Genomic DNA, 20,982 nt, shown 5'->3' with positions numbered 1-20,982 from the left:
TGCACAGGTTTTTCCACAGGGCCTGCCTCCGCCATGTGGCGTGAACAGGGGCGGAGCGTCGCCAGACGTCCGCGGACGCCGGTGTGGGGAGGGCAACAGCGGGGGCGCCGACCCCGGAACCAGGCGAAACGAAGAGTGTCGCGGACGGACCGCGGCGGCCCCGCGCAGGGGCCGTGAACCCCGACAAGGCGGGGCGTTCGTCCCCACAGGCCTGTGGATAACTCCGGGGGAGGCGGCGGGCGGGGCGTCCGCGGACGACAAGTCGCCATGTCGCCCCGTCGACGGGACGACATGTCCGCAGGAGCCGGGGCGCGGTCCCGCCCGGTCCGTGCGGGAGCGTGAGGGGGAGCCGTCCGCCCCCCGGGCGCCCGCCGGGGCCGCACGGGAGCGGGACAGGGGCGGCCCCGTACGGACAGGGGCGGGAACCGTGGAGGGGCCCGCCGGTCGGCGGGCCCCTCCACGGTCGGGAGCGGGATCAGGGCAGCGAGGGCTGGTCCTTGATGCGGCTGGTGAGCTCGTGCACCTGGTTGTAGATCGACCTGCGCTCGGCCATCAGCGCGCGGACCTTGCGGTCGGCGTGCATGACCGTGGTGTGGTCGCGCCCGAACTGCTGACCGATCTTGGGCAGCGACAGATCGGTCAGCTCCCGGCACAGGTACATGGCGATCTGCCTGGCGGTCACCAGGACCCGGGAACGCGACGTCCCGCACAGGTCCTCGACCGTCAGGCCGAAGTACGCGGCCGTCTGGGACATGATCGCCCCGGCCGTGACCTCCGGGACCTCCGTGCTGGGGACCAGGTCGCGCAGCACCTGGCTGGTGAGGTCGAGGTCGACCGACTGCCGGTTGAGGCTCGCGAAGGCGGTCACGCGGATCAGCGCGCCCTCCAGTTCGCGGATGTTGGTGGAGATCTTGCTGGCGATGAACTCCAGGACCTCCGGCGGGGCCGCCAGCCCCTCCTGCGCGGCCTTCTTGCGCAGGATCGCGATCCTCGTCTCCAGCTCGGGCGGCTGGACGTCGGTGAGCAGGCCCCACTCGAACCGGCTGCGCATGCGGTCCTCCAGCGTGGTCAGCTGCTTGGGCGGCCGGTCGCTGGAGATGACGATCTGCTTGTCGGAGTTGTGCAGCGTGTTGAAGGTGTGGAAGAACTCCTCCTGCGTCTGCTCCTTGTTCTCCAGGAACTGGATGTCGTCCACCAGGAGGACGTCGATGTCCCGGTAGCGACGGCGGAACCCGTCCGCCTTGCCGTCCCGGATCGAGTTGATGAACTCGTTGGTGAACTCCTCGGAGCTGACGTAGCGCACACGCGAACCCTCGTAGAGGCGGTGCGTGTAGTGCCCGATGGCGTGCAGCAGGTGCGTCTTGCCCAGGCCGGAGCCGCCGTGGATGAACAGCGGGTTGTACGCCTTGGCGGGCGCCTCGGCCGCCGCGACCGACGCCGCGTGCGCGAAGCGGTTGCTGGAGCCTATGACGAAGGTGTCGAACGTGTACTTGGGGTTCAGTCGCGCGTGCTCGCCGGGGGGTACCTCCGGCGAGCGCCCCGGCGGCGGGGCGGGGGAGGGCGCGGAGGGCCTCGGCGACGCCCGGACGGGCTCGGGCGGGGGCTCGGGGGCCGGGTCCTGGTCCCGGGAGGCCTCGTCCGGCTCCTCCTCGGGCCGCCGGTCCCCGGCCGCGAACTGCTCGGAGCCGGCGGCCGGGCCCCGCGGGGTCTCCCAGCGGTTGGGCTGGTCCCAGCCGGGCCCGCTCCAGCTCTGCTGCTGCCACGACTCCGGTTCCCGTCGGCCCTCCCGGGCGGAGGGCTGCTCCCACAGGGGGGAGGTCGGGGTCTCCTGCGGTGTGGCGAACGTCTGCTGGACCCAGGGCGCCGGGACGTCGCGGGCCGCGTACGCCGACGGGTCCTGGCCGTCCGGGGCGGGGCCGGGGCCCGCGTGCGGGTCCGCCTGGCCGGTCATGCGGCCGGCCGGGGGGACGGGACCGCCGTCCGCGGCGTAGGCGTCCGGGGAAGGGGTGGGACCGAGCAGGTCGGCGTGTCCGGCCTCCCCCGACGGTCCGGAGGGCCACTGCCGTCGGGCCGTCGGCGGCGCGTGGTGGGCGCCCGCTCCCGCGGCGGCGTCCTCCCGGGCGTGTCCGGATGGGGCGCCCCCGCTTCCCGGGAGCCTGTCCTCCTGCGACGGGGCCGGGCGCGCGTGCTGGCCCCGGGCGCCGGCCCGCGACTGCGGGGTCGGGCCGTGGGGGGTGGCGGGGGCCGTCGGCGAGGACGGCCCGGCCGAGGCGACGCCGGGCGTGCCGGGGGAGAAGGTGTGCCCGCGGTCGGCCTCCGCGCCCCGCGTGGCCGAGGGGCCGTAGGAGGCCGACGGCGCGGGGGTGGGGGGCGGGGTCGGCACGGCGGTCGGGTCGACCGTCACCGCGACCCGGATCTCCCGTCCCAGGTGGGCGGAGAGCGCCTTGCTGATGGCGGGGTAGAGGCGCGTCTCCAGCACCTTCTTGGTGAACTCGTTGGGCGCCGCGATCAGCGCGGTGTCCTCGATCAGGCCCAGTGGCCGGGTCTGCGGCAGCCATGCCCTCTGGTGCGCTGGCAGGGAGTCGTTGTCGATCCCGTCCAACACGCTGGACCAGACCATTGCGAGGTTGACCTGTGCGTCAGCCAAGGTGACCTGCCATGGGTGCTGTCCCTTCGGTGCGGATCAGTGCGTTGCGGGTGGAGCAGGAGGGGACGGGGGACGGGGAGCCCGCGGAGTGTCGTCGGTCATGCGCCGCGGGAGCCGGAGGCCTCGGGGAGCGGCTTCCCATTGTCCTCCCCCCGGGGCAGTGCCGGGGCAGGGGAACTCGGCCAGGTGGGCGTTTCGGTGCGGTTTGGTCCTGTGGATAACCTCACTGCCCGAGATCGGCCTCGCATGCGGGCGCGGCGGGGTATCCACAGATCCAGGGCGTTGTCCACAAGTTGTCCACAGGTTTATCCACAGGATGGCAGATCTCTGTGCACAGTGCGGAGTTGTCCACAATTCGCAGGTCAGTGCATGTGTAGGCGGGATGGCTCGTGGGCCGGGCGTGGAGCGGGGCGGTGGCGTCAGAAGTTATCCACAGGCTGAGGTTATCCACAGAAGTGGGCGGACGTGGAAGTCGCACGGACCTGTGGACAACAAGTTGTCCACAGGCTGGTGGGTCCCGGTGCCGGAGGGGCCCGGGGTCCGGGCGGCCCCGGAGGCCGGGCCGGCGCCGCCGCGGACGGGTCTGATTTGACCGCGACCACACCAGGTCGTATCTTCTTTATGCTTATGCCGACCATCCTGCCTGCGCACGTGTCGTCACGGTTGCGCGGCTGCGGTTCATGCACCCTGGGACCCCGCATATCCTGGGGGTCCGTCGTAGTACTTTCCTGACACGCCCCTGGAGCCAGTAGTGAGCAAGCGTACGTACCAGCCGAACAACCGGCGTCGCGCGAAGGTCCACGGCTTCCGGCTGCGCATGCGTACGCGCGCCGGTCGCGCCATCATCGCCTCGCGGCGCCGCAAGGGGCGCGCGGCGCTGACCGTGAGCCACTAGGCCACGCTCAGCCCCAAGTTCTCAGGGACCGGTCCGGCCTTCTCGCCGGCCGGTCCCTTTTTCGTGGGGAGAAGTCCCGACACCGGAGGAGCGCGGATGCTGTCGCCGAGGAACCGGATGCGCCACAGTGCCGAGTTCGCCTCCGTCATGCGCTCCGGCAGGCGCTCGTCGCGCGACGCCGTGGGCGTCGTCTACCTCGCACCCGCGCCCGGAACCGCCGACCCGGCGGTTCCCGCGGACCCGCCGCGCGTCGGCTTCGTCGTCAGCAAGGCGGTCGGGGGAGCGGTGGTGCGCAAGCGCGTCCAGCGTCGGCTGCGCCATGCCATGCGGCCCCTCTTGGCTGTTCTGCCAAACGGTAGCCTGCTGGTAGTGCGTGCCAAGCCCGCCGCCGCCTCCCTGCGGCAGGAGGACCTGGCCGCGCAACTCGACAGCGCGATCGCCGCGGTGGTGCGCCCCCGCGGATCGTCGTCGCGTCGCCGGCGCGGTCGCGGGGGAACCCGGCCGCCCGAGGCGGATCAGGCGAAGAGCGAAACAGCGGGGAACCGCCGCCCGGACGAGGGCGGAGAACGGTGGGCGAGCCGATGACCGAGCACAGACCGACGGCGTTCGCGCGTGTGCTGATCCTGCCCATCCGGGGCTACCAACGCTTCATCAGCCCGCTCTTCCCCCCGGTCTGCCGTTTCTACCCTTCGTGCAGCACGTACGCCGTCCAGGCGCTGCGGGTGCACGGAGCCCTCTACGGGTCGTGGTTGGCGATCAGGCGTATCGGCCGTTGCCACCCCTTCAACCCGGGGGGTCTTGATCCGGTTCCGCCGCCCAGGGGGCGCCGGAACGAGGAGTCCGAGGAGTCTACGGGCGAGGCCGGTCACGCCGGAACCGCTTCCGGGGACCAGTAGCTGAACCGAAGCAAATAGGAGTTGGCCGGTGCTGGACTGGCTTTACAACATCGTCGGCTGGATCTTGGTCCAGATCCACGCGGGTCTGACCTTCGTCGGCCTCGACACAGACAGCGGTTGGGCCTGGGGCCTGTCCATCGTGCTGCTCACCGTGCTCATGCGGCTCCTGCTCGTCCCGCTGTTCGTCAAGCAGATGAACACGCAGCGGAAGATGCAGGACATCCAGCCGAAGATCATGAAGCTGCGGGAGCGCTACAAGCACGACCAGCAGCGGCTCCAGCAGGAGTCCATGAAGCTGTACCAGGAGAGCGGCACCAACCCGATCATGGGTTGCCTCCCGCTCCTCCTGCAGATGCCGGTCTTCTTCGCGCTCTTCAGCGTCCTGCGGAGCGTCGCCGAGGGCAACGCCCAGTACAACTTCACGCCGGAGCTGGTGGAGAGCGCGCGCCAGGCGCTGATCTTCGCGGCCCCGGTCGCCGCGCAGTTCAACAGCTCCCCCGAGGAGCTGACGGCACTCGGCGCCACCGACCCGATCATGGCCAAGGTCATCATCGCGATCGCCTGTGTGGTCATGGGGACCACGACCTTCCTCACGATGCGTCAGAGCATGAAGCGCAGCATCTCGCAGATGCCTGACAACCCCATGATGCAGACCCAGAAGATCATGATGTACATGGCGCCCCTCTTCGGGCTCTTCGGTCTGGCGATGCCCGTGGGCGTGCTCGTCTACTGGGTGACCTCCAACGTCTGGACGATGGTCCAGCAGCACTTCCTCTACCGGAACCAGCCCGTTCCCGGTCAGGCCGACGACAAGGCCAAGGGCGGCGCCTCCCCGAGCGGTTCCGCCAAGGGCATGCTGGGTCGAAAGAAGGCTGCCGAATCCGCTCCTGAGCCGAAGGAACAGCCTAAGATCGAACGCAAGCAGCCGAAGAAGCAGCCGCGCTCCAAGCGCTCCGGTGGCGGTTCCCAGTAGGGGCCTCCCGGCTTCGCGTCGGTTGCGGGGACTTTCGAGTGCGCAGGCGACAATGCCCCTGAGGCGTACGACGGCCAGGGCGTGATGGATGAGGAGACGGGATCGCTGTGGGCAGTAGCGAGGAAGAGAACGGTGGAGTAGCGGTGGCTGAGGCGCCTGAGGCCGGAGTCGACGTCGAGGCCCTGGAGAACGAGGGCGACATCGCCGCGGACTACATCGAGGGACTCCTCGACATCGGGGACTTCGACGGCGACATCGACATGGACGTCGAGGGCGACCGTGCGATGGTCTCCGTCGTGGGGGCCACCCTCGACGAGCTGATCGGTGAGGACGGCGAGGTGCTGGAGGCCCTCCAGGAGCTGACCCGTCTGGCCGTCCACCGGGCGACGGGCGAGCGCAGCCGGCTGATGCTGGACATCGGCGGCTACCGCGAGGGCCGCCGCAAGGTGCTCTTCCAGATCGGGACCGAGGCCGCCGACAAGGTCAAGGAGTCCGGCGAGATCCACCCGCTGGAGCCGATGACCCCGTTCGAGCGCAAGGTCGTCCACGACGCGGTGGCCGCTGCGGGCCTGCGCAGCGAGTCGGAGGGCGAGGAGCCCAACCGCTACGTCGTGGTGCATCCCGCCTCGTAGGACGATCATCCCCAGGGGGTGTCGGTGTTTCACGTGAAACACCGACACCCCTTCTCTGTGTCCGCCTCCTGTGCCCGCCTCCCGTGTGCGGCGGGCGGACGCCCCGGGAGAGGCCGCCCCGGGACGGAGCGCCTGCCGTGAGAGGTCTCCGGCCGCCTTGCGCGGTACCGGACCGCCGGGGGTGACCGTGAGGGCCCCGGTCGGGCGAGCGGGTATGTCGACACATCGACGGGCCGGGGTCGGCATGTCGCCGTGTCGATGTTTCACGTGAAACGCTGCGGGACAGAGAGCGGGGTGGGGGAGCGTTTCACGTGAAACACTCCCCAGGGAGGCTTTCGGAGAGTGAGGGCACACTGCGGACACGCCCTCGGGAAGGGCGTCACGTGAAACCCTGGTGCCGCCCGCACGTAGGATCATGAAGGATCTTTTCTCACGCGCGCGGAACCGTGATCCGCAGCGCGCATCCCCCTCTCCGACCGATGCCGCGCCGCGCGCGGAGTCCCGGGTGCGGCGGACCGAGCATGGAAGTGACGATGGACGAGTTCCGACAGGTGGTGACCGATGACCTCGGATGTTGAGGAGCCCGGCGCCGCGCCACCCGCCCCACCAGCACAGGCGGAGGCGGTCTTCGGTGACTCCCTGCCGAAGGCGCGGCGCTACGCCGAACTACTCGCCGACGACGGGGTGCGTCGCGGTCTGATCGGCCCGCGGGAGGTGCCCCGCCTCTGGGAACGCCACCTCATCAACTGCGCCGTCGTGGAGGAGCTGATCCCCGAGGGCGCCGAGGTCGTGGACATCGGCTCGGGCGCCGGCCTTCCGGGGCTGGTGCTCGGAATGATGCGCCCCGACATCCGCATGGTCCTCCTGGAGCCGCTGCTGCGCCGGACGGTCTTCCTCGACGAGGCGGTCGAGATCCTGGAGCTGTCCAACGTGGTGGTGCGCCGGGGGCGGGCGGAAGAGGCCCACGGGCAGCTGCTGACCGACTTCGTGACGGCCCGTGCCGTCGCGCCCCTGCCCCGGCTCGCCGGCTGGGCCCTGCCGCTCCTGCGCAAGGGCGGCAGCCTGCTGGCCCTGAAGGGGGAGCAGGCGGAGGCCGAGCTGGCAGCCGGCCGCGAAGACGTTTCCCAAATGCGGCCGAGCGTTAGCGATGTGATCAGGGTGGGGCGGGGTAAAGTCGATCCCGCTACCACGGTCGTTCGCGTCACGGTGACATCCGACGGTGGTCCGCCCGCGTCAGCAGGTTCCCAGAAGGCGCGGGGCGGCAAGAAGAAGCGCGGACGGAAGAGGTGAACTCATTCGTGCCCCAGAATCCAGCCGACAACGCCGATGTTTCACGTGAAACATCCCCGGGCGCCTATGGAGACCTGCTCGGTGATTCACGTGAAACACCGGCCGGATCCAACTACGGCGTCCCCGACACCCCCCTCGCCCGAGCGGCCCACGCGGCCATGGCGGTTCGCGGGCACGACGAGGTCTGGCCCCGCCCGGCGGCCTGCCGGGTGATCGGCGTCGCCAACCAGAAGGGCGGCGTCGGCAAGACGACCACGACGGTGAACATCGCCGCGGCCCTGGCGATGCACGGGCAGCGGGTCCTCGTGGTCGACCTCGACCCCCAGGGCAACGCCTCCACGGCCCTCGGCATGGAGCGCGACACGCAGACCCGCTCCATCTACCACTGCCTGGTCGAGGACGAGGAGATCCGCAAACTGGCCCAGCCGGTCCCGGACATCCCGAACCTGTGGTGCGCCCCGGCCACCATCGACCTGGCGGGAGCGGAGATCGAACTGGTCTCCCTCGTCGCGCGCGAGGCCCGGCTCAAGCGTGCCTTCGCCGCGTACGACACGTCGGACCTTGACTACATCCTCATCGACTGCCCTCCCTCGCTCGGCCTCCTCACGGTCAACGCGATGGTGGCGTGCGACGAGGTGATGATCCCGATCCAGTGCGAGTACTACGCCCTGGAGGGTCTGGGGCAGCTGCTCCGCAACGTGGAGCTCGTCCAGTCCCACCTCAACCCGGGGCTGGCGGTCAGCACCATCCTGCTGACGATGTACGACGGCCGGACCCGCCTCTCGCAGCAGGTCGCCGACGAGGTGCGCTCGCACTTCAAGGAGACCGTCCTGGACACCCTGATCCCCAGGAGCGTGCGCGTGTCCGAGGCGCCGAGCTACGGCCAGTCGGTGATGACCTACGACCCGGCGTCGACCGGGGCGGTGGCCTACCTGGAGGCGGCTCGCGAGATCGCCCACCGGGCGCGGGCGATCGCCGGCTGACGCCGGATGTTTCACGTGAAACACGGTCTCCGCCCGACCGGTGGGGCCGGGCGGAAAGTTCACAAGGAGTGTGGAGGGAGTTGCCGGTGAGCCAGCAGCGGCGCGGTCTGGGCAAGGGACTGGGGGCGCTGATCCCGCAGGGGCCGCCCGCCCCCGCCCCGGCGGAGAGAGAGCGGGAGACGGCACCGCCGCCCGCGCCGGAGCCGGTGGAGGTGCGTGACACGACAGCGGTGCCCGGCCCGGCCGAGATGCCGGACGGCACGTACCTGGAGGAGGTCAAGCTCTCCGACGTACGGCCCAACCCCCGCCAGCCCCGGAAGTACTTCGACGACGAGGCGCTGGAGGAGCTGCGGGAGTCGATCGTCGAGGTCGGCCTGCTCCAGCCGGTGGTCGTGCGCAAGCTGCCGGTCGGAGCGGAGGTCGGCTTCGAGCTCATCATGGGGGAGCGGCGGTTCCGGGCGAGCAAGCTCGCGGGGCTGGAGCGCATCCCGGCGATCGTGCGCAGGACGGACGACGACGAACTGCTCCGGGAGGCTCTCCTGGAGAACCTCCACCGGCAGCAGCTCAACCCCCTGGAGGAGGCGGCCGCGTACCAGCAGATGCTGGACGACTTCGGCACCACCCAGGCGGAGCTGGCCCACCAGGTCGGCAAGTCGCGCTCGCACATCACCAACACCCTGCGCCTGCTGAACCTCCCCGGCAAGGTGCAGACGCGTGTGGCCGCCGGGGTGCTCAGCGCCGGACACGCGCGGGCGCTGCTGGGGCTGGAGGACCCCGAGCTCCAGGACCGGCTCGCGGCCCGCGTCGTCCAGGAGGGGATCTCGGTCCGCTCCCTGGAGGAGATGGTCTCGCTCCGGGAGGCGCCGGACGACGACCGGCCCCGGAGGGCCGCGGAGCGGATCGCCACCCCGCCCCAGGTGGACGAGTGGGCCACGCGCCTCTCCGACCGCTTCGACACCACGGTCAAGGTCCAGATGGGCCGCAAGAAGGGCAAGATCGTGGTGGAGTTCGCGACACCGGAGGATCTGGCCCGCATCATCGAGCAGATGGACGCGCAGAACTCCTGAGCGTCCCCGGGGTGGTGGTCGAAGGCGGTGTTTCACGTGAAACACCGCCTTCGCGCCGCCCGGACTCCGGGGGCCGCGGTGCGTGTTTCACGTGAAACACGCACCGCGGGCGCGAAGTCGCCGGAGGTCGTCGTGGCGGCCCCGGGAGGGGTGCTCCCCCTGCCCGGGACCCAGGACGCACGAGAGGCCCCCAGGGTGGACCTGGGGGCCTCTCGTCGCCTCTGGTGTCGCCCGCGTCCCGTTACAGGAAGTCGGCGAGCTCCTTCTCCAGGACGCGCTTCGGCTTGGCGCCGATGAGCTGCTTGACGACCTCGCCGTCCTTGTAGAGGTTCATCGTCGGCAGCGACATGACGTTGTAGGCGCGCGGCGTCTCGGGGTTCTGGTCGGTGTTGAGCTTGACGATCTCGATCTTGTCGCCGTACTCCGCCGCCAGCTTGTCCAGGACCGGGGCCATCTGCTTGCACGGGCCGCACCAGTCGGCCCAGAAGTCCACCAGGACGGGCTTGCCGCTGGCGAGGACCTCTTCCTTGAAGTTGGCGTCCGTGACGTGCTTGACAGTGGACATGGTTCTCCTTGGTTCACCTGGTGGCGGATGGCAGGGGGAGGAACGCGGGCCCTCTCGGGCGGGCCCGCGGGAGGGCGGAGGCGTCAGTTGCCCCGCGCCGCGAGGAAGCGCTCGGCGTCCAGGGCGGCGGAGCAGCCGGTGCCGGCGGCCGTGATCGCCTGGCGGTACTGGTGGTCGACGACGTCGCCGCAGGCGAACACGCCCTCCAGCGTGGTCCGCGTGGACGGGAAGTCCACCTTGACGTAGCCCTCCCCGTCCAGCTCGATCTGCTTGTCGAACAGCTCGACCCGAGGGTCGTGGCCGATGGCGACGAACAGGCCGGTCACGTCGAGCGTGCTCGTCTCGCCGGACTTGTTGTTCAGGACCCGCAGGCCGGTGACGCGCTCCGTGCCGAGCACCTCGGTGACCTCGGAGTTCCAGAGGAAGCGGATCTTCTCGTTGGCCTCGGCGCGCTCGACCATGATGCGGCTCGCGCGCAGCTCCTCGCGGCGGTGGATGACGGTCACCGACGAGGCGAAGCGGGTGAGGAAGAGGGCCTCCTCCATGGCGGTGTCGCCGCCGCCGACCACCGCGATGTCCTGCTCGCGGAAGAAGAAGCCGTCGCAGGTGGCGCACCAGGAGGTGCCCCGGCCGGAGAGCTCCTTCTCGCCGGGCACGCCCAGCTCGCGGTAGCCGGACCCGGTGGCGAGGATGACCGTGTGCGCGAGGAAGGTCTCCCCGCCCGCGACGACCTCCTTGACCGGCTTGTCCAGGTTCACGGAGGTGACGTCCTCGGGGACCAGCTCGGCTCCGAAGCGCTCGGCCTGCTTGCGCAGGTTGTCCATGAGGTCCGGCCCCATGATGCCGTCGGGGAAGCCGGGGAAGTTCTCGACCTCGGTCGTGTTCATGAGGGCGCCGCCGGCGGTGATCGAACCCTCGAACACCAGCGGGCGCAGCTCGGCTCGGGCGGCGTACACGGCAGCGGTGTAACCCGCCGGTCCGGAACCGATGATGATGACATTGCGGACGTCACTCACGCTCGTAGGCCCTTCACACAGTCGCTGCCCTGGCCACGCGTCGTGACCTCAGGGGAAGATGGTTAGCACAACCGATGGTAGGTGCAGGGCATTCCCCCCGGGACATCCGCCCAGCTTACGGGGGCGGGGTATGCGTCGCGGGGGTCCGTGGCCCGGGTCCGCCGCTCAGGGGCCCCGCCGGTGGTCCTCCAGCGCCGCCCGGACCGCCACGGCGACCGCCCCCGCCAGGAGCCCCCACAGGGCGTTCGCGGCGAGGGAGGAGACGAGCGCGAGCGGATCGTCGAGCGGACCCCGGGGCCCGCCCGGCGTGATCGGTGAGAGCACGGCGACCAGCACGGTCGAGAACACGGCGTGGGCCAGGCCCGCGTACACGAGGGTGAGGAGCGGCCGGGGGACACGGGCGACCACGACCGCTGCCACCCACGCGACCGTGATCACGACGGTCATCCCCAGCGGGAGGTACGGTCTCCAGTCGATCGCCTCCGCGACGCCCGTGACGCCCAGCAGGGGCCGGAGCAGCGCCAGGGCTCCGAGGCCCAGGACGAGCGACCACGGGACACCGGAGAACGGTCCGGCGGACGGGGGCTGCGGCTGGTTCACGGGCGCCTCGCTGGGTCGTGGCGCGCTCGGCGCGCCGGGGACGGACAGCCCCGACGGTAGGGACCGCGGGCCCCCTCGCGCGTCCGGCGCGGACCGCGTCCCGGTACGCGGTCCCGACCGGTCGGTGTACGTCGCGGCGCGTAGCGGCGAGCGTCCCCGGTCCCGTGCCCGCCGGGGAACCGGTCCGTAGAATCACCGCATGCCCAGCGACCGCCAGGACGTCGTCGTCGACGCGCTGTTCGGGTTCGCCGTCTTCGCCGTGGTGGCGATCGCGGTCGGATCCGACGTCAGCAACAGGGGGAACCTCGCCCTCGGCTACGCGATGGCCGCGGTGCTCGGCGGCCTCATGCCGGCGCGGCGGCGGTGGCCGGTGGGGGTGCTCCTGGCGACGGCGGTGCTCATCGTCGCCAACTACGTGATCGACCTGCCGACCATCGGCCTGGCGGTCCCCGCCGCCGCGGCCCTGTACTCCGCGGCGGAGGCCGGCCGGACGGCGTGGTCGGCGGGCACGGCGGCGGCGCTGGTGGCGGTCTCCACGTTCGCCCGGCTGGGCGAGGGCCAGGACCCCGCCTACCTCCTGGGGTACGAGCTGCCCTCCACGGCGGCGATCATGGGCGCGGCCATCGCCCTGGGCAACGCGCAGTGGCAGCGGCGCCAGGCCGACCACCAGCGGGAGAGGGCCGCCCTCCTGGACGCGCAGGCGCGCGAGTCCGAGGCGGCCGAGCGGTTGGCGCTCGAGCGTACGCGGATCGCGCGCGACCTGCACGACGCGGTGGGGCACCATCTTTCGGTGGTGTCCCTGCACGCGGCGGTGGCGGCCGAGGCGCTGGAGGACGACCCCGCGGACGCGGAGGCGGCGCGTGCTGAGCTCGCGCACGTCACCCAGGCGTCCCGCGCGGGCCTGAGTGAGCTGCGCTCCACCGTGCGCGCCCTGCGCGACGCCGATCCGGGCGGCGAACGGACCTCCTCGCTCGCGCACCTGGACGAACTCGCGGACTCGGTCCGGGCGGCAGGTGTGGCGGTCGAGGTGGAGGGGAGGCCCGGGACCGGAGAGATACCGGGGATGGTGGACGCGACCGCCTACAGGATCGTGCAGGAGGCGTTGACCAACACGCTCCGGCACGCCCGGGCCGTCCGGGCCCGGGTGGTCTTCACGAGGAGGGACGGTGTCCTGGAGGTGCGGGTGACCGACGACGGACGACAAGGCCGGTCCACCGCGGGCGGCGGCGCGGGCGAAGGGCCCGCGGTCGCCCCCGGGAGCGGGCTCGCGGGCATGCGCGAACGCGTACGCCTGGTAGGGGGCTCGGTGGAGGCGGGGCCCGGCCCCGGTGGAGGGTTCGCGGTGCACGCGCGGCTGCCGCTCGGAGGGGACCGGTGATCCGGGTCCTGCTGGTGGACGACCAGCCGCTCGTCCGCACGGGTGTGCGCGCGCTCCTGGAGCGCGACGGGGGGATCGAGGTGGTGGCGGAGTCGGGGAACGGCCGGGAGGCCCTCGCCGACATCGGCAGGTACCGTCCCGACGTGGTCCTGCTCGACCTCCAGATGCCCGCGGTGGACGGCCTCGCGGTCCTGCGCGAGCTGGGGCGTCGACAGGGCGACAGGTCGACACGGGCCCCGGGGCCGGAGCGTGCGGGGGAGGCCGGCGCGGATGCCGCGTCCGGCGGCCCCCGGGTGGTGGTCCTCACCACGTTCGGGGAGGACGACAACGTGTTCACGGCGCTGCGGCTGGGCGCCTCGGGGTTCCTCCTCAAGGACGCGGAGCCCGGCGAGCTGCGCTCGGCGGTGCGGACCGTCGCCGCGGGGGAGGCGCTGCTGTCCCCCGCGGTCACGCGCAGGGTGATCGAGAGGGTGGCCGACACCTCGGTCCCCCCGGAGGCGGCCCGCCGCCTGGACGTGCTGACCGCTCGGGAGCGCGACGTGCTGGCCCTGGTCGGGCGCGGGCTGTCCAACCAGGAGATCGGCGCGGAGCTCCACCTGAGCCCCGCCACGGCCCGCACGCACGTGGGCCGCGTCCTGTCCAAGCTCGGCGCCAGGGACAGGGTGGGCCTCGTGGTCATCGCCTACGAGACGGGCCTGGTCAGTCCGGGCGGGTGACGGGGCGCGGGCGGGTCGACATGTCGACCTTCGCGGTCCCGTCCGCCCCCTCCGCGTCCTGTGTACGGGCCCGGAGGCCGCCGGGCCCGCTCAGGGGCCGGGCTCGGGCACGCGCTCCTGGGTGATCACGCTGTCCTCGGTGTCCCCGCCCTGCGCGCAGAGCGGATCGACCACGTACACGTCGTACTCGTCGCCGTCGAGGGCGAACATGGCCCACGCCGGGGTCGTCCCGTCGCCGTAGTGGGCGTCGTCGACCAGGCTGAAACGGGTGTCGAGCGCCTCGCCGAGACGCCCCGCGCACTCCACCACCCCGGGCGGGGGGCTCTCCTCCGCGGCCAGGGGCTCGGCGCCGTCCTCCTGCGGGGCCCCCACGGGGGAGAGGTCGAGGGTCCGGGCTGCCTGCTCCGCCAGGCCGGCGCCGGTGTAGACGGTGCCGCTCCGCACCACCTGGGGCGTGTAGGCCTGGGCGGTGTCCGGCACGGCCTCCTCCTGCCCGTCCTGCAGGAGGGGCGCGGCGACGCCGGCCTCCTCCTGCGGGGCCAGGCCGTTGAACAGGGCCGCGCCTCCGCCGGCGACGACCGCCGCGGCGGCGGCCACCATCATCAGCCGGGGCAGGCCGGCGCCGCCGAAACCGCGGCGGCGGCGCGAGATCGGTGTCACCCCGGCGGGCGGGCCGGAGGCGGCGGGTGCGGCGGCGGGCTCCACCGCGCCGCCGTTCTCCGCCCGCTCGCGCGCCGCCTCGGCGACACGCCGGTCGAGGAGGTCGGCGACGTCCCGGGGCAGCTCGGGAGCGGGTGCGGCGGCCAGCGCCTCCGTGACCCCCGTGAGCTCCTCCAGGGTGGTCGCGCAGGTCGCGCAGGTCTCGATGTGGGATGCGACGGTACGTTCCTCGCCGGGCTCCAGGAGCTCCTCGGCGAAGAAGGCGAGTGCCTCCACGTCTGGATGGGACGTCACGATGGGTTGGCACCTCCTCTCCCAGATGTGACGTCTCGCGGATCCCGGGGGTTCCTCAGATGGGCCAGTGACGGAAGAAGTTTGGCGCGACCCCGGGCACACCGGCTCTTGACCGTGCCGGTCGCCACGTCGAGGATCTGGGCCGCCTCCTCCACCCGGTAGCCGAGCATGTCCACGAGGGTCAGCGCCATCCGCTGGTCCAGCGGCAGCAGGTCCAGGGCGGCGTGCACGTCGAGGCGGGCCTCGGTCTGCGAGGCGTGGTCCGGGGCGCCTCCGGCGCGGCCCAGCCGCTCGTTGGCGACCACGTCCAGGGTGGCGTCCTCGGTGGGGGTGGCGGGCCGCACCTTGCGCCGGCGCAGCCGGTCGTGGCAGGCGTTGACCACGATCCGGTGCAGCCAGGTGGTCACCTGGGACTCCCCGCGGAACCGCTCGGCGGCGCGGAACGCCGAAAGGAAAGCGTCCTGGAGGGCGTCCGACGCCTCCTCGGGGTCTCCCATCATCCGCACTGCGACAGCCCAGAGGCGCTCACGGTGGCGGCGAACCAGTACCCCGAACGCCTGTTCGTCACCCTGAGCGTGCCTCGTCAACAGCTCCCGGTCAGGAAGCTCGTGGACCGCGTCCATCAGCGCTGATCACATATCCCACTACTAGGTTCCGCGTACCTCTACCTCGTTGACGCTCCCACGGTAGTCCCCCCCGTTCTGGGGCAGGGCCGTGAACCAGACCAGGACGTACTGACCGGTGGCGGGCTCGTCGAGGACGACCTCCTGGGAGGACCCGCTGCCGCTGCCGACCACCTCGTAGTCGTTCTCGGAGTTCCCGTTCGCGTCGCCGACCCGGATCTCGAACTCGTACCCGTCGCCGGCCATGTCGAGGTCCACCGCGTGGATCTCGTGGCTCGCGCCGAGTTCGAGCTGGAGGCCGACACCGGGCTTGATCATGTCCAGCGGGTCCCTGTAGCCCTGGGTGTTCCAGGCGGTCGAGGGGTCGCCGTCCCAGGCCAGGGGCGCGTTGGCGCTGTGCTCGTCGGTGTCGCCGTGCGGGTTGAGGCCGCGCGAGCCGACGATCTCCAGGGGGGACGCGTCCGCGGCGTCGTCCGCCGGGTCCTCGGCGGAGCCCGCGCTGGGGGTGGCGGGGTCGTCGCCGGGCTGGAGGCTGGAACCGAGGCTCCAGGCGCCCACGACCACGGCGGCGAACAGCACGACCGCGACGACGCCGACGAGGATCCTCTTGGGCGAGGCCTGGGAGCGGGCCGCGCGCTGGTCCATGCGGGAGGGGGCGGGGCGCTCCGCACGGGGGGCGGAGGCGCTGCGCGCCGCGGTGGCGCCGCGGGCGGAGCCGCCGCTCCGGGCGCTCCGGCGGGGGCCGGAGCCGGTGGTGTCGAGCTCGCCCGTGCGCCGCGAGGTCCCGGGCTCGGGGGGCGCGGACTCCACGGGGGAGACGGGGAGCGGGATGAGCCGGGGGACCTCGGCCATGGCGGCGCAGAAGTCCGCGGGCGAGGTGATGGGCGGGCCGGGCACCATCTGGCCCGCGAGCTGGGGCAGCGCCGCGCGCGTGGTGATGGTGTTGAGGGGCTCGGTGACGCCCTGGCGGATCTGTCCGGGCGGGTAGGGGCCCGCGGGGCCCTGGGGGGCTCCGGGAAGGCCGCTCTGCGGCCCGCCGGGCCAGTGCCCGGTGAGCGCCGCGTACAGCAGGTTGCCCAGGCCCTGGGCGTCGACCGCGGCGGGGTCGGCCACGACGGCGCCCAGCAGCGCGGCGTCGACGCCGATGCCGGTCACCTTGACGGCCCCGCCGCTGCTCCACATGAGCTTGCTCGGGGTCAGGCACAGATGGTGGAGCCCGCCGGCGTGCGCGGCGGCGATGGCCTCGGCGGCCTCGGCGACCAGGCCCGCGGCGCGCTCGGGCTCCATGGGGCCCTGGGCGAGGAGGTCGGCGAGGGAGGAGCCGATGACCCACTCCTCGACGACGTAGGGGACGGGGGTCGTGTCGTCGGCGTCGAAGACCTGGGTGACGCGGGCGTCGGGGATGCGGCTCGTGGCCCTGGCGGCGCGCACGACCTCGGACGTGCGGGGGAAGCCCTCGGTGAAGGTCCACACCGCGACGGGTCGCGCGAGGGTCTCGTCGGTGGCCTTCCAGCGGGTGGCCCCGCCGGTCTCACTCACCACTTGGTCGAGGCGGTACCGGTTGGCCAGCTTCGCCCCGGGTTCGATCAGGAAGGTGCTCATGTTGGGAGTGACGGACGCCAGTGCCGTGAGCTCCGCGCGCTCCTCCCGCAACGGGTCCCTGGGGACCGGAGCGGTGCGGGGTGTGCGCGAGGGGGTTATCGGCCCTGCCTGCTGTCCCCAGCCTCCCTTCGGGCAGCTCGGATGAACATTGCTGTAGCGGTAAAGCGATGCGTGTCCATGCTAGGACGCCTGAACAGCATCTTCGGAGGACATCGGATACTCATTCACCTTCCGGGGCGTATCGGTGCTCGGCTACCCAACGTCATCCATTCCTGGTGATCAGCGGCGTCGCAGCCGTGTTCTGAGCAAATCGAGGAAGGATGTGACTTCGGTCACATTCAGGAACTTCGCGGTAACCACGAACAGTACGGCACCGACGACGCCCCCGGCCAGCATCGCCGCCAGACCCGGCCACAGATCACCCGGCAGACCCCGGAAGGCGTAGATCATCGCCACCCCGAAGACCGCGGCGGGGACCGTGGCCACGTGCAGCTTGAACAGCGTCGCCGCGGTGCGGCGGCCGTCCATGCCGTTGAGCTTCCGGTGGAGCAGGTACCACATGACGACCGAGCCGACGATGTAGTAGAGACCGTACGGCACGGGCAGCCAGACCACCACGTGCTGGGGCTCGACCACGAACAGCAGGGCGATCGCCGTCACCGCGTGGGCGGCCTCGGAGGGGATCGACACCAGGGCGGGGGTCCGGGTGTCGCCCAGCGCGTAGAACACGCGCATCTGGAGCTGGAACAGCGTGAACGGGATCAGCATCACGCAGAAGACCATCAGGATGCGCCCGATCGCCGCGGCGTCGGACGCCGTCGTGCTGCCCTGCGCGTAGATCATCACGCAGAACGGGATCGCGAACACGATCATCGCGACCGAGATCGGCACGATCAGCACGGAGGAGAGCCGGAACCCGCGCGAGAAGTCGCTGCGGACCTGGTCCTTGCGCCCCGCCGCCACGTGCTCGCTCATCCGCGGCAGCAGGGCGGTGATCACCGAGACCGCGATGATCGCGTACGGCAGTTGGAACAGCATCGACGCGAACTTGTACGCGGTGATGCCCGCCCCGGAGTCGAAGCCCAGCTCCGCGGCGCGCGTCCCCGCGCGCGTGGCCACGTTGGTGGAGACGAGCGCGCCCAGCTGCGCGACCACGATGTAGAGCATCATCCACGAGGCGGCGCCGGCCGCCTCGCCCAGACCCGAGCCGCGCAGGTCCAGGCGCGGCCGCCAGCGGAAGCCCGCCGCGGCCAGCGCCCACACCAGGACCGCCGCCTGGAGCACCTGCCCCATGGCCGTGCCCAGGCCCAGCAGCATCAGCTCGCCGGGGGTGACGGTCTCCGGGGTGCGCCCCGGACCGGCGACCGCCATGAACCACAGGAGGATGCCGATGATGACGACGTTGTTGAGCACCGGCGCCCACATCGGGGCGCCGAACCGGTTGCGCGCGTTGAGCATCGCGCTCGCCAGGCCGCTCGCCCCGATGAAGAAGATCTGCGTCACCAGGTACCGGGCCATGACGACCGAGACCTCGTACTGCGCCCCCGTGAACTCGCCCGCGTAGATCCTGATGAACCACTCCGCCACCAGGACCGACAGGACCGTGATCACGAACAGCGCCAGCAGCATGAGGGTGACCAGGCGCTGCTCGGTCCTGTCCCCGCCGTCCTGGTCGAGTTTGCGCCGCTTGACCAGGAACGGCACGAACACGCTGGCCAGCAACCCGCCGATGAGCAGGTCGTAGATCATGTACGGGACCATGCCCGCGGTCTGGTAGGCGTCGCCCAGCAGCTGGGTGCCGATCGCCGCCGCCAGGAGGATGGTCCGGACGAACCCCGTCACGCGGGAGACGATGGTGCCCAGCGCCATGACCGCGCTGGACCTGGCGATGTTGCCGGGGGCGGTGTGGGCGCTGCCGCCGATCTCGTCGCCGTCCTCCAGGCGGTCGGCGGTGCCCACGTCACCGATGTCGCTCGGATCGCGGACCGTCCGCAGCCCGGTCTCGGGCACGCCCTCCGGCTCGTCGCGCTCGTACGTGTCGAGCACGTCCTCCGGCATCACCACGGGGCGGCGATGGCGCGTCCTGGCCTCGGCGGACGCCCCGCTCGGTGCGGGGTCCTGCTCTCTGGGGTGATCGCTGGGCACCGTCGGGACGTCCTTATCTCGGTCGGGGCGCTTCGGGGGAGACCTTCGGCGGGATCAGAGCCGGGGCGCTACGGCATCAACGACGCATGCGGCCGCGGACCAGTTCCACCGCCGCGCTCAGTTCCGGCACGCGCAGCAGTCGCGCGAACCCGAGGAAGAGCAGTGCGCCGACGACGCACCCGGTGACGGGGGCGCCGATGTAGGAGGCCAGGCCGGGGCCGACGTAGGCGTCGAAGAACCAGAGCACACCGAGGCCCGCCGCGATGCTCGGGACGACGGCCAGGTGCAGGCGCAACATTGTGCCAATGATGTGCTTTCCGTCAAGTCCGCCGATGCGCCGGCTCAGGACCAGCCCGGCGATGGTCAGACCGGACAGGAACGAGACCATGAAGCCCGAGGCCACACCCACGACCACCAGGTTCGGCGGGAGCAGCAGGTAGGAGACGAGGGCCAGGCCGCTGTGCACGGCGAGGTTGGCCGCCCCGATCATCGCGGGCGTCCGGGTGTCGCCCATGGCGAAGAACACCCGCAGCATGAGCTGGAAGACGGTGAACGGCACCAGGCCCAGCGACATGACGGCGAGGATCTGGCCGATGCTGGAGGCGTCGCCGACCGAGATGGACCCGCGCGCGAAGGCCAGGACGGACAGCGGCTCCGCGAACATCGCCACCGCGAACGCGGTCGGCACCAGGACGAACGCGGAGACCCGCAGGGTCCTGGAGAAGTCCCCGCGGACCGCGTCCCAGTTCCGGTCGTCGGCGTGGGCGCTCATCCGGGGGAGCAGCACGGTGATGAGGGAGACCGCGATGATCGCGTACGGCAGCTGGAAGAGCTGGTACGCCAGGTTGTAGGCGCTGATGCCCGCGCCGACGTCGAGGCCCTGCTCGATGCTCGACACGTTCGCGGCGTTGGCGATGTTGGTGGTGATCCACAGGCCGGCCTGCGTGAGCAGGGTGTAGAGCATCATCCACCCGGCGGTGCGGAGCGCGTCGCCGAGGCCGGAGCCGCGCAGGTCCAGGCGGGGGCGCCAGCGGTAGCCGGTCCGGGAGAGGGCGACGAACAGCACGACCGCCTGGAGCAGCATGCCGCCCGCCGTGCCCGCGCCGAGCAGCGTGAGCTGGCCGTCGGTGACGGTCTCGGGGGTGCGGCCGGGGCCCGCGACCCACAGGAACACGGCGGCCACGGACATGATGACGACGTTGTTGAGGACCGGCGCCCACACGGCGGCGCCGAACTTGCCCCGCGTGTTGAGCATGGCGCTCAGCAGGCCGCTCAGGCCGACGAAGAAGATCTGCGCGAGCAGGAACCTCGCCAGGTAGACGGACGCCTCGAACTGGACCGGTGTGAACCGGGACCCGTACATCCAGATGAGGAACTCGGCCGCCAGGATCGCGGCGGCGGTCAGGAGGAACAGGGCCAGCACCGTGGTGGTGAACAGGCGGTCCTCGGTCGCCTTGCCGCCGTCCGCGTCGTTCTTCCTGCGCTTGACCAGGAACGGGATGATGACGCTGGCCATCAGCCCGCCGATGAGCAGGTCGTTGAGGATGAAGGGGATCGTGTGGGCCGTGTGGTAGGCGTCACCGAGGAGGTGGGTGCCGATGGCGGCGCCGAGCACGATGGTGCGGGCGAACCCGGTGAGCCGGGAGGCCATGGTGCCCACGGCCATGATCATGCTGGAGCGCATCATCCCGCCGGAGTCCGATCCGGAACCCGCCCCCGCGCCGTCCGCCCCGGAGCCGGAAGCGGCGTCCCCGGCGGGGACGGCGCCGGGCTCGGGCAGTTCGCCCTCCTCGAAGGAGGGCATGGGGCCGCCGCTGGGACGGAGAGTGCTCTCACCCGGGAGGGGGCCTTCGGGCTGGGGGGAACGGCGGTGTTTCCCGCCGCCGTTCGGAGAGTCGGTGACCACCGTGGATCAGGGTTCCTTTCGTCCGACTGGAAGGGTCCGTCCGCGGCGCCGTGGTCCGGCGCCTGTCCGGCCGGGCCGGACACGCGGCTCGGCG

Annotated in this window: 19 protein-coding genes; 10 read left to right on the top strand and 9 right to left on the bottom strand. The window is 71.7% G+C overall.

What is annotated here, in order from left to right:
• Positions 1–475: 475 nt before the first annotated feature.
• The gene (gene dnaA / locus ACFQBR_RS21785; RefSeq protein WP_378554290.1) at positions 476–2,620 is read right to left on the bottom strand and encodes a chromosomal replication initiator protein DnaA; all 2,145 of its coding nucleotides are present in this window, start codon (positions 2,618–2,620) and stop codon (positions 476–478) included.
• Positions 2,621–3,398: 778 nt separating this feature from the next.
• Here dnaA and rpmH point away from each other — a divergent pair.
• The 8 genes from rpmH (at position 3,399) to ACFQBR_RS21745 (ending at position 9,383) form a co-directional block, all read left to right on the top strand.
• On the top strand, positions 3,399–3,542 hold the full coding sequence (gene rpmH, locus ACFQBR_RS21780; RefSeq protein WP_013155858.1) for a 50S ribosomal protein L34: 144 nt from the start codon (positions 3,399–3,401) through the stop codon (positions 3,540–3,542).
• 96 nt (positions 3,543–3,638) lie between these two features.
• A complete protein-coding gene (gene rnpA, locus ACFQBR_RS21775; RefSeq protein WP_267947355.1) occupies positions 3,639–4,127 on the top strand; it encodes a ribonuclease P protein component in 489 nt (162 codons plus the stop codon).
• Positions 4,124–4,438, top strand: coding sequence for a membrane protein insertion efficiency factor YidD (gene yidD, locus ACFQBR_RS21770; RefSeq protein ID WP_267947354.1), 315 nt, complete (start codon positions 4,124–4,126; stop codon positions 4,436–4,438). The genes rnpA and yidD overlap by 4 nt, the downstream gene beginning before the upstream one ends.
• A gap of 28 nt (positions 4,439–4,466) precedes the next feature.
• Positions 4,467–5,411, top strand: coding sequence for a membrane protein insertase YidC (gene yidC / locus ACFQBR_RS21765; protein WP_267947353.1), 945 nt, complete (start codon positions 4,467–4,469; stop codon positions 5,409–5,411).
• 143 nt (positions 5,412–5,554) lie between these two features.
• Positions 5,555–6,043 (top strand): Jag family protein, encoded by a 489-nt coding sequence (locus ACFQBR_RS21760; RefSeq protein ID WP_267947352.1) that lies wholly within the window; start codon positions 5,555–5,557, stop codon positions 6,041–6,043.
• 561 nt (positions 6,044–6,604) lie between these two features.
• Positions 6,605–7,333: a 16S rRNA (guanine(527)-N(7))-methyltransferase RsmG gene (gene rsmG, locus ACFQBR_RS21755; protein ID WP_267947351.1), complete on the top strand. Its 729-nt coding sequence runs from the start codon at positions 6,605–6,607 to the stop codon at positions 7,331–7,333.
• 158 nt (positions 7,334–7,491) lie between these two features.
• Positions 7,492–8,316 carry a ParA family protein gene (locus tag ACFQBR_RS21750; RefSeq protein ID WP_267947350.1) on the top strand — a complete coding sequence of 275 codons (825 nt, stop codon included), beginning with the start codon at positions 7,492–7,494 and terminating at the stop codon, positions 8,314–8,316.
• Between the two features lie 86 nt (positions 8,317–8,402).
• Complete coding sequence (locus ACFQBR_RS21745; RefSeq protein ID WP_267947349.1) at positions 8,403–9,383, top strand: ParB/RepB/Spo0J family partition protein; 981 nt, start codon at positions 8,403–8,405, stop codon at positions 9,381–9,383.
• Between the two features lie 241 nt (positions 9,384–9,624).
• Here the strand turns inward: ACFQBR_RS21745 and trxA are convergent, their stop codons facing one another.
• The 3 genes from trxA to ACFQBR_RS21730 all read right to left on the bottom strand — a co-directional run bounded on the left by trxA (position 9,625) and on the right by ACFQBR_RS21730 (position 11,564).
• A complete protein-coding gene (trxA, locus tag ACFQBR_RS21740; protein WP_267947348.1) occupies positions 9,625–9,948 on the bottom strand; it encodes a thioredoxin in 324 nt (107 codons plus the stop codon).
• 83 nt (positions 9,949–10,031) lie between these two features.
• Positions 10,032–10,964, bottom strand: a complete 933-nt coding sequence (gene trxB / locus ACFQBR_RS21735) for a thioredoxin-disulfide reductase (RefSeq protein ID WP_267947347.1) — start codon at positions 10,962–10,964, stop codon at positions 10,032–10,034.
• A gap of 165 nt (positions 10,965–11,129) precedes the next feature.
• Positions 11,130–11,564, bottom strand: a complete 435-nt coding sequence (locus ACFQBR_RS21730; protein ID WP_267947346.1) for a hypothetical protein — start codon at positions 11,562–11,564, stop codon at positions 11,130–11,132.
• 199 nt (positions 11,565–11,763) lie between these two features.
• On the opposite strand from ACFQBR_RS21730, the gene ACFQBR_RS21725 reads away from it, so the two are divergent.
• Positions 11,764–12,942, top strand: a complete 1,179-nt coding sequence (locus ACFQBR_RS21725; protein WP_344179186.1) for a sensor histidine kinase — start codon at positions 11,764–11,766, stop codon at positions 12,940–12,942.
• Positions 12,939–13,658, top strand: a complete 720-nt coding sequence (locus tag ACFQBR_RS21720; RefSeq protein WP_344179188.1) for a response regulator transcription factor — start codon at positions 12,939–12,941, stop codon at positions 13,656–13,658. Before ACFQBR_RS21725 ends, ACFQBR_RS21720 begins: the two co-directional genes overlap by 4 nt.
• Positions 13,659–13,748: 90 nt before the next feature.
• Here the strand turns inward: ACFQBR_RS21720 and ACFQBR_RS21715 are convergent, their stop codons facing one another.
• From ACFQBR_RS21715 to murJ (ACFQBR_RS21695), 5 genes are all read right to left on the bottom strand, one after another.
• Positions 13,749–14,612 (bottom strand): hypothetical protein, encoded by an 864-nt coding sequence (locus tag ACFQBR_RS21715; protein WP_378554257.1) that lies wholly within the window; start codon positions 14,610–14,612, stop codon positions 13,749–13,751.
• Positions 14,609–15,235 carry an RNA polymerase sigma factor SigM gene (sigM, locus tag ACFQBR_RS21710; protein ID WP_267947342.1) on the bottom strand — a complete coding sequence of 209 codons (627 nt, stop codon included), beginning with the start codon at positions 15,233–15,235 and terminating at the stop codon, positions 14,609–14,611. The genes ACFQBR_RS21715 and sigM overlap by 4 nt, the downstream gene beginning before the upstream one ends.
• Before the next feature lie 24 nt (positions 15,236–15,259).
• Positions 15,260–16,837 carry a protein kinase family protein gene (locus ACFQBR_RS21705; protein WP_267947341.1) on the bottom strand — a complete coding sequence of 526 codons (1,578 nt, stop codon included), beginning with the start codon at positions 16,835–16,837 and terminating at the stop codon, positions 15,260–15,262.
• 279 nt (positions 16,838–17,116) lie between these two features.
• The gene (murJ, locus tag ACFQBR_RS21700; RefSeq protein WP_378554254.1) at positions 17,117–18,982 is read right to left on the bottom strand and encodes a murein biosynthesis integral membrane protein MurJ; all 1,866 of its coding nucleotides are present in this window, start codon (positions 18,980–18,982) and stop codon (positions 17,117–17,119) included.
• A gap of 76 nt (positions 18,983–19,058) precedes the next feature.
• Positions 19,059–20,888 carry a murein biosynthesis integral membrane protein MurJ gene (gene murJ, locus ACFQBR_RS21695; protein WP_267947340.1) on the bottom strand — a complete coding sequence of 610 codons (1,830 nt, stop codon included), beginning with the start codon at positions 20,886–20,888 and terminating at the stop codon, positions 19,059–19,061.
• Between the last annotated feature and the right edge of the window lie 94 nt (positions 20,889–20,982).

It is taken from the genome of Nocardiopsis tropica, assembly GCF_042660575.1.
In the GTDB taxonomy this organism is placed as follows: Bacteria; Actinomycetota; Actinomycetes; order Streptosporangiales; family Streptosporangiaceae; genus Nocardiopsis; species Nocardiopsis tropica.
The sequence above is the reverse complement of the archived record's forward strand: the minus strand, read 5'-3'. Positions and strand labels throughout refer to the sequence as shown.

Excerpts from the sequence above, each read along its gene's own strand:
- ACFQBR_RS21705 (WP_267947341.1), bottom strand. The coding sequence starts at position 16,837 with ATGAGCACCTTCCTGATCGAACCCGGGGCGAAGCTGGCCAACCGGTAC.
- rnpA (WP_267947355.1), top strand. The coding sequence starts at position 3,639 with ATGCTGTCGCCGAGGAACCGGATGCGCCACAGTGCCGAGTTCGCCTCC.
- trxA (WP_267947348.1), bottom strand. The coding sequence starts at position 9,948 with ATGTCCACTGTCAAGCACGTCACGGACGCCAACTTCAAGGAAGAGGTC.
- dnaA (WP_378554290.1), bottom strand. The coding sequence starts at position 2,620 with ATGGTCTGGTCCAGCGTGTTGGACGGGATCGACAACGACTCCCTGCCA.
- yidD (WP_267947354.1), top strand. The coding sequence starts at position 4,124 with ATGACCGAGCACAGACCGACGGCGTTCGCGCGTGTGCTGATCCTGCCC.
- rsmG (WP_267947351.1), top strand. The coding sequence starts at position 6,605 with ATGACCTCGGATGTTGAGGAGCCCGGCGCCGCGCCACCCGCCCCACCA.
- ACFQBR_RS21750 (WP_267947350.1), top strand. The coding sequence starts at position 7,492 with ATGGCGGTTCGCGGGCACGACGAGGTCTGGCCCCGCCCGGCGGCCTGC.
- sigM (WP_267947342.1), bottom strand. The coding sequence starts at position 15,235 with ATGGACGCGGTCCACGAGCTTCCTGACCGGGAGCTGTTGACGAGGCAC.
- ACFQBR_RS21725 (WP_344179186.1), top strand. The coding sequence starts at position 11,764 with ATGCCCAGCGACCGCCAGGACGTCGTCGTCGACGCGCTGTTCGGGTTC.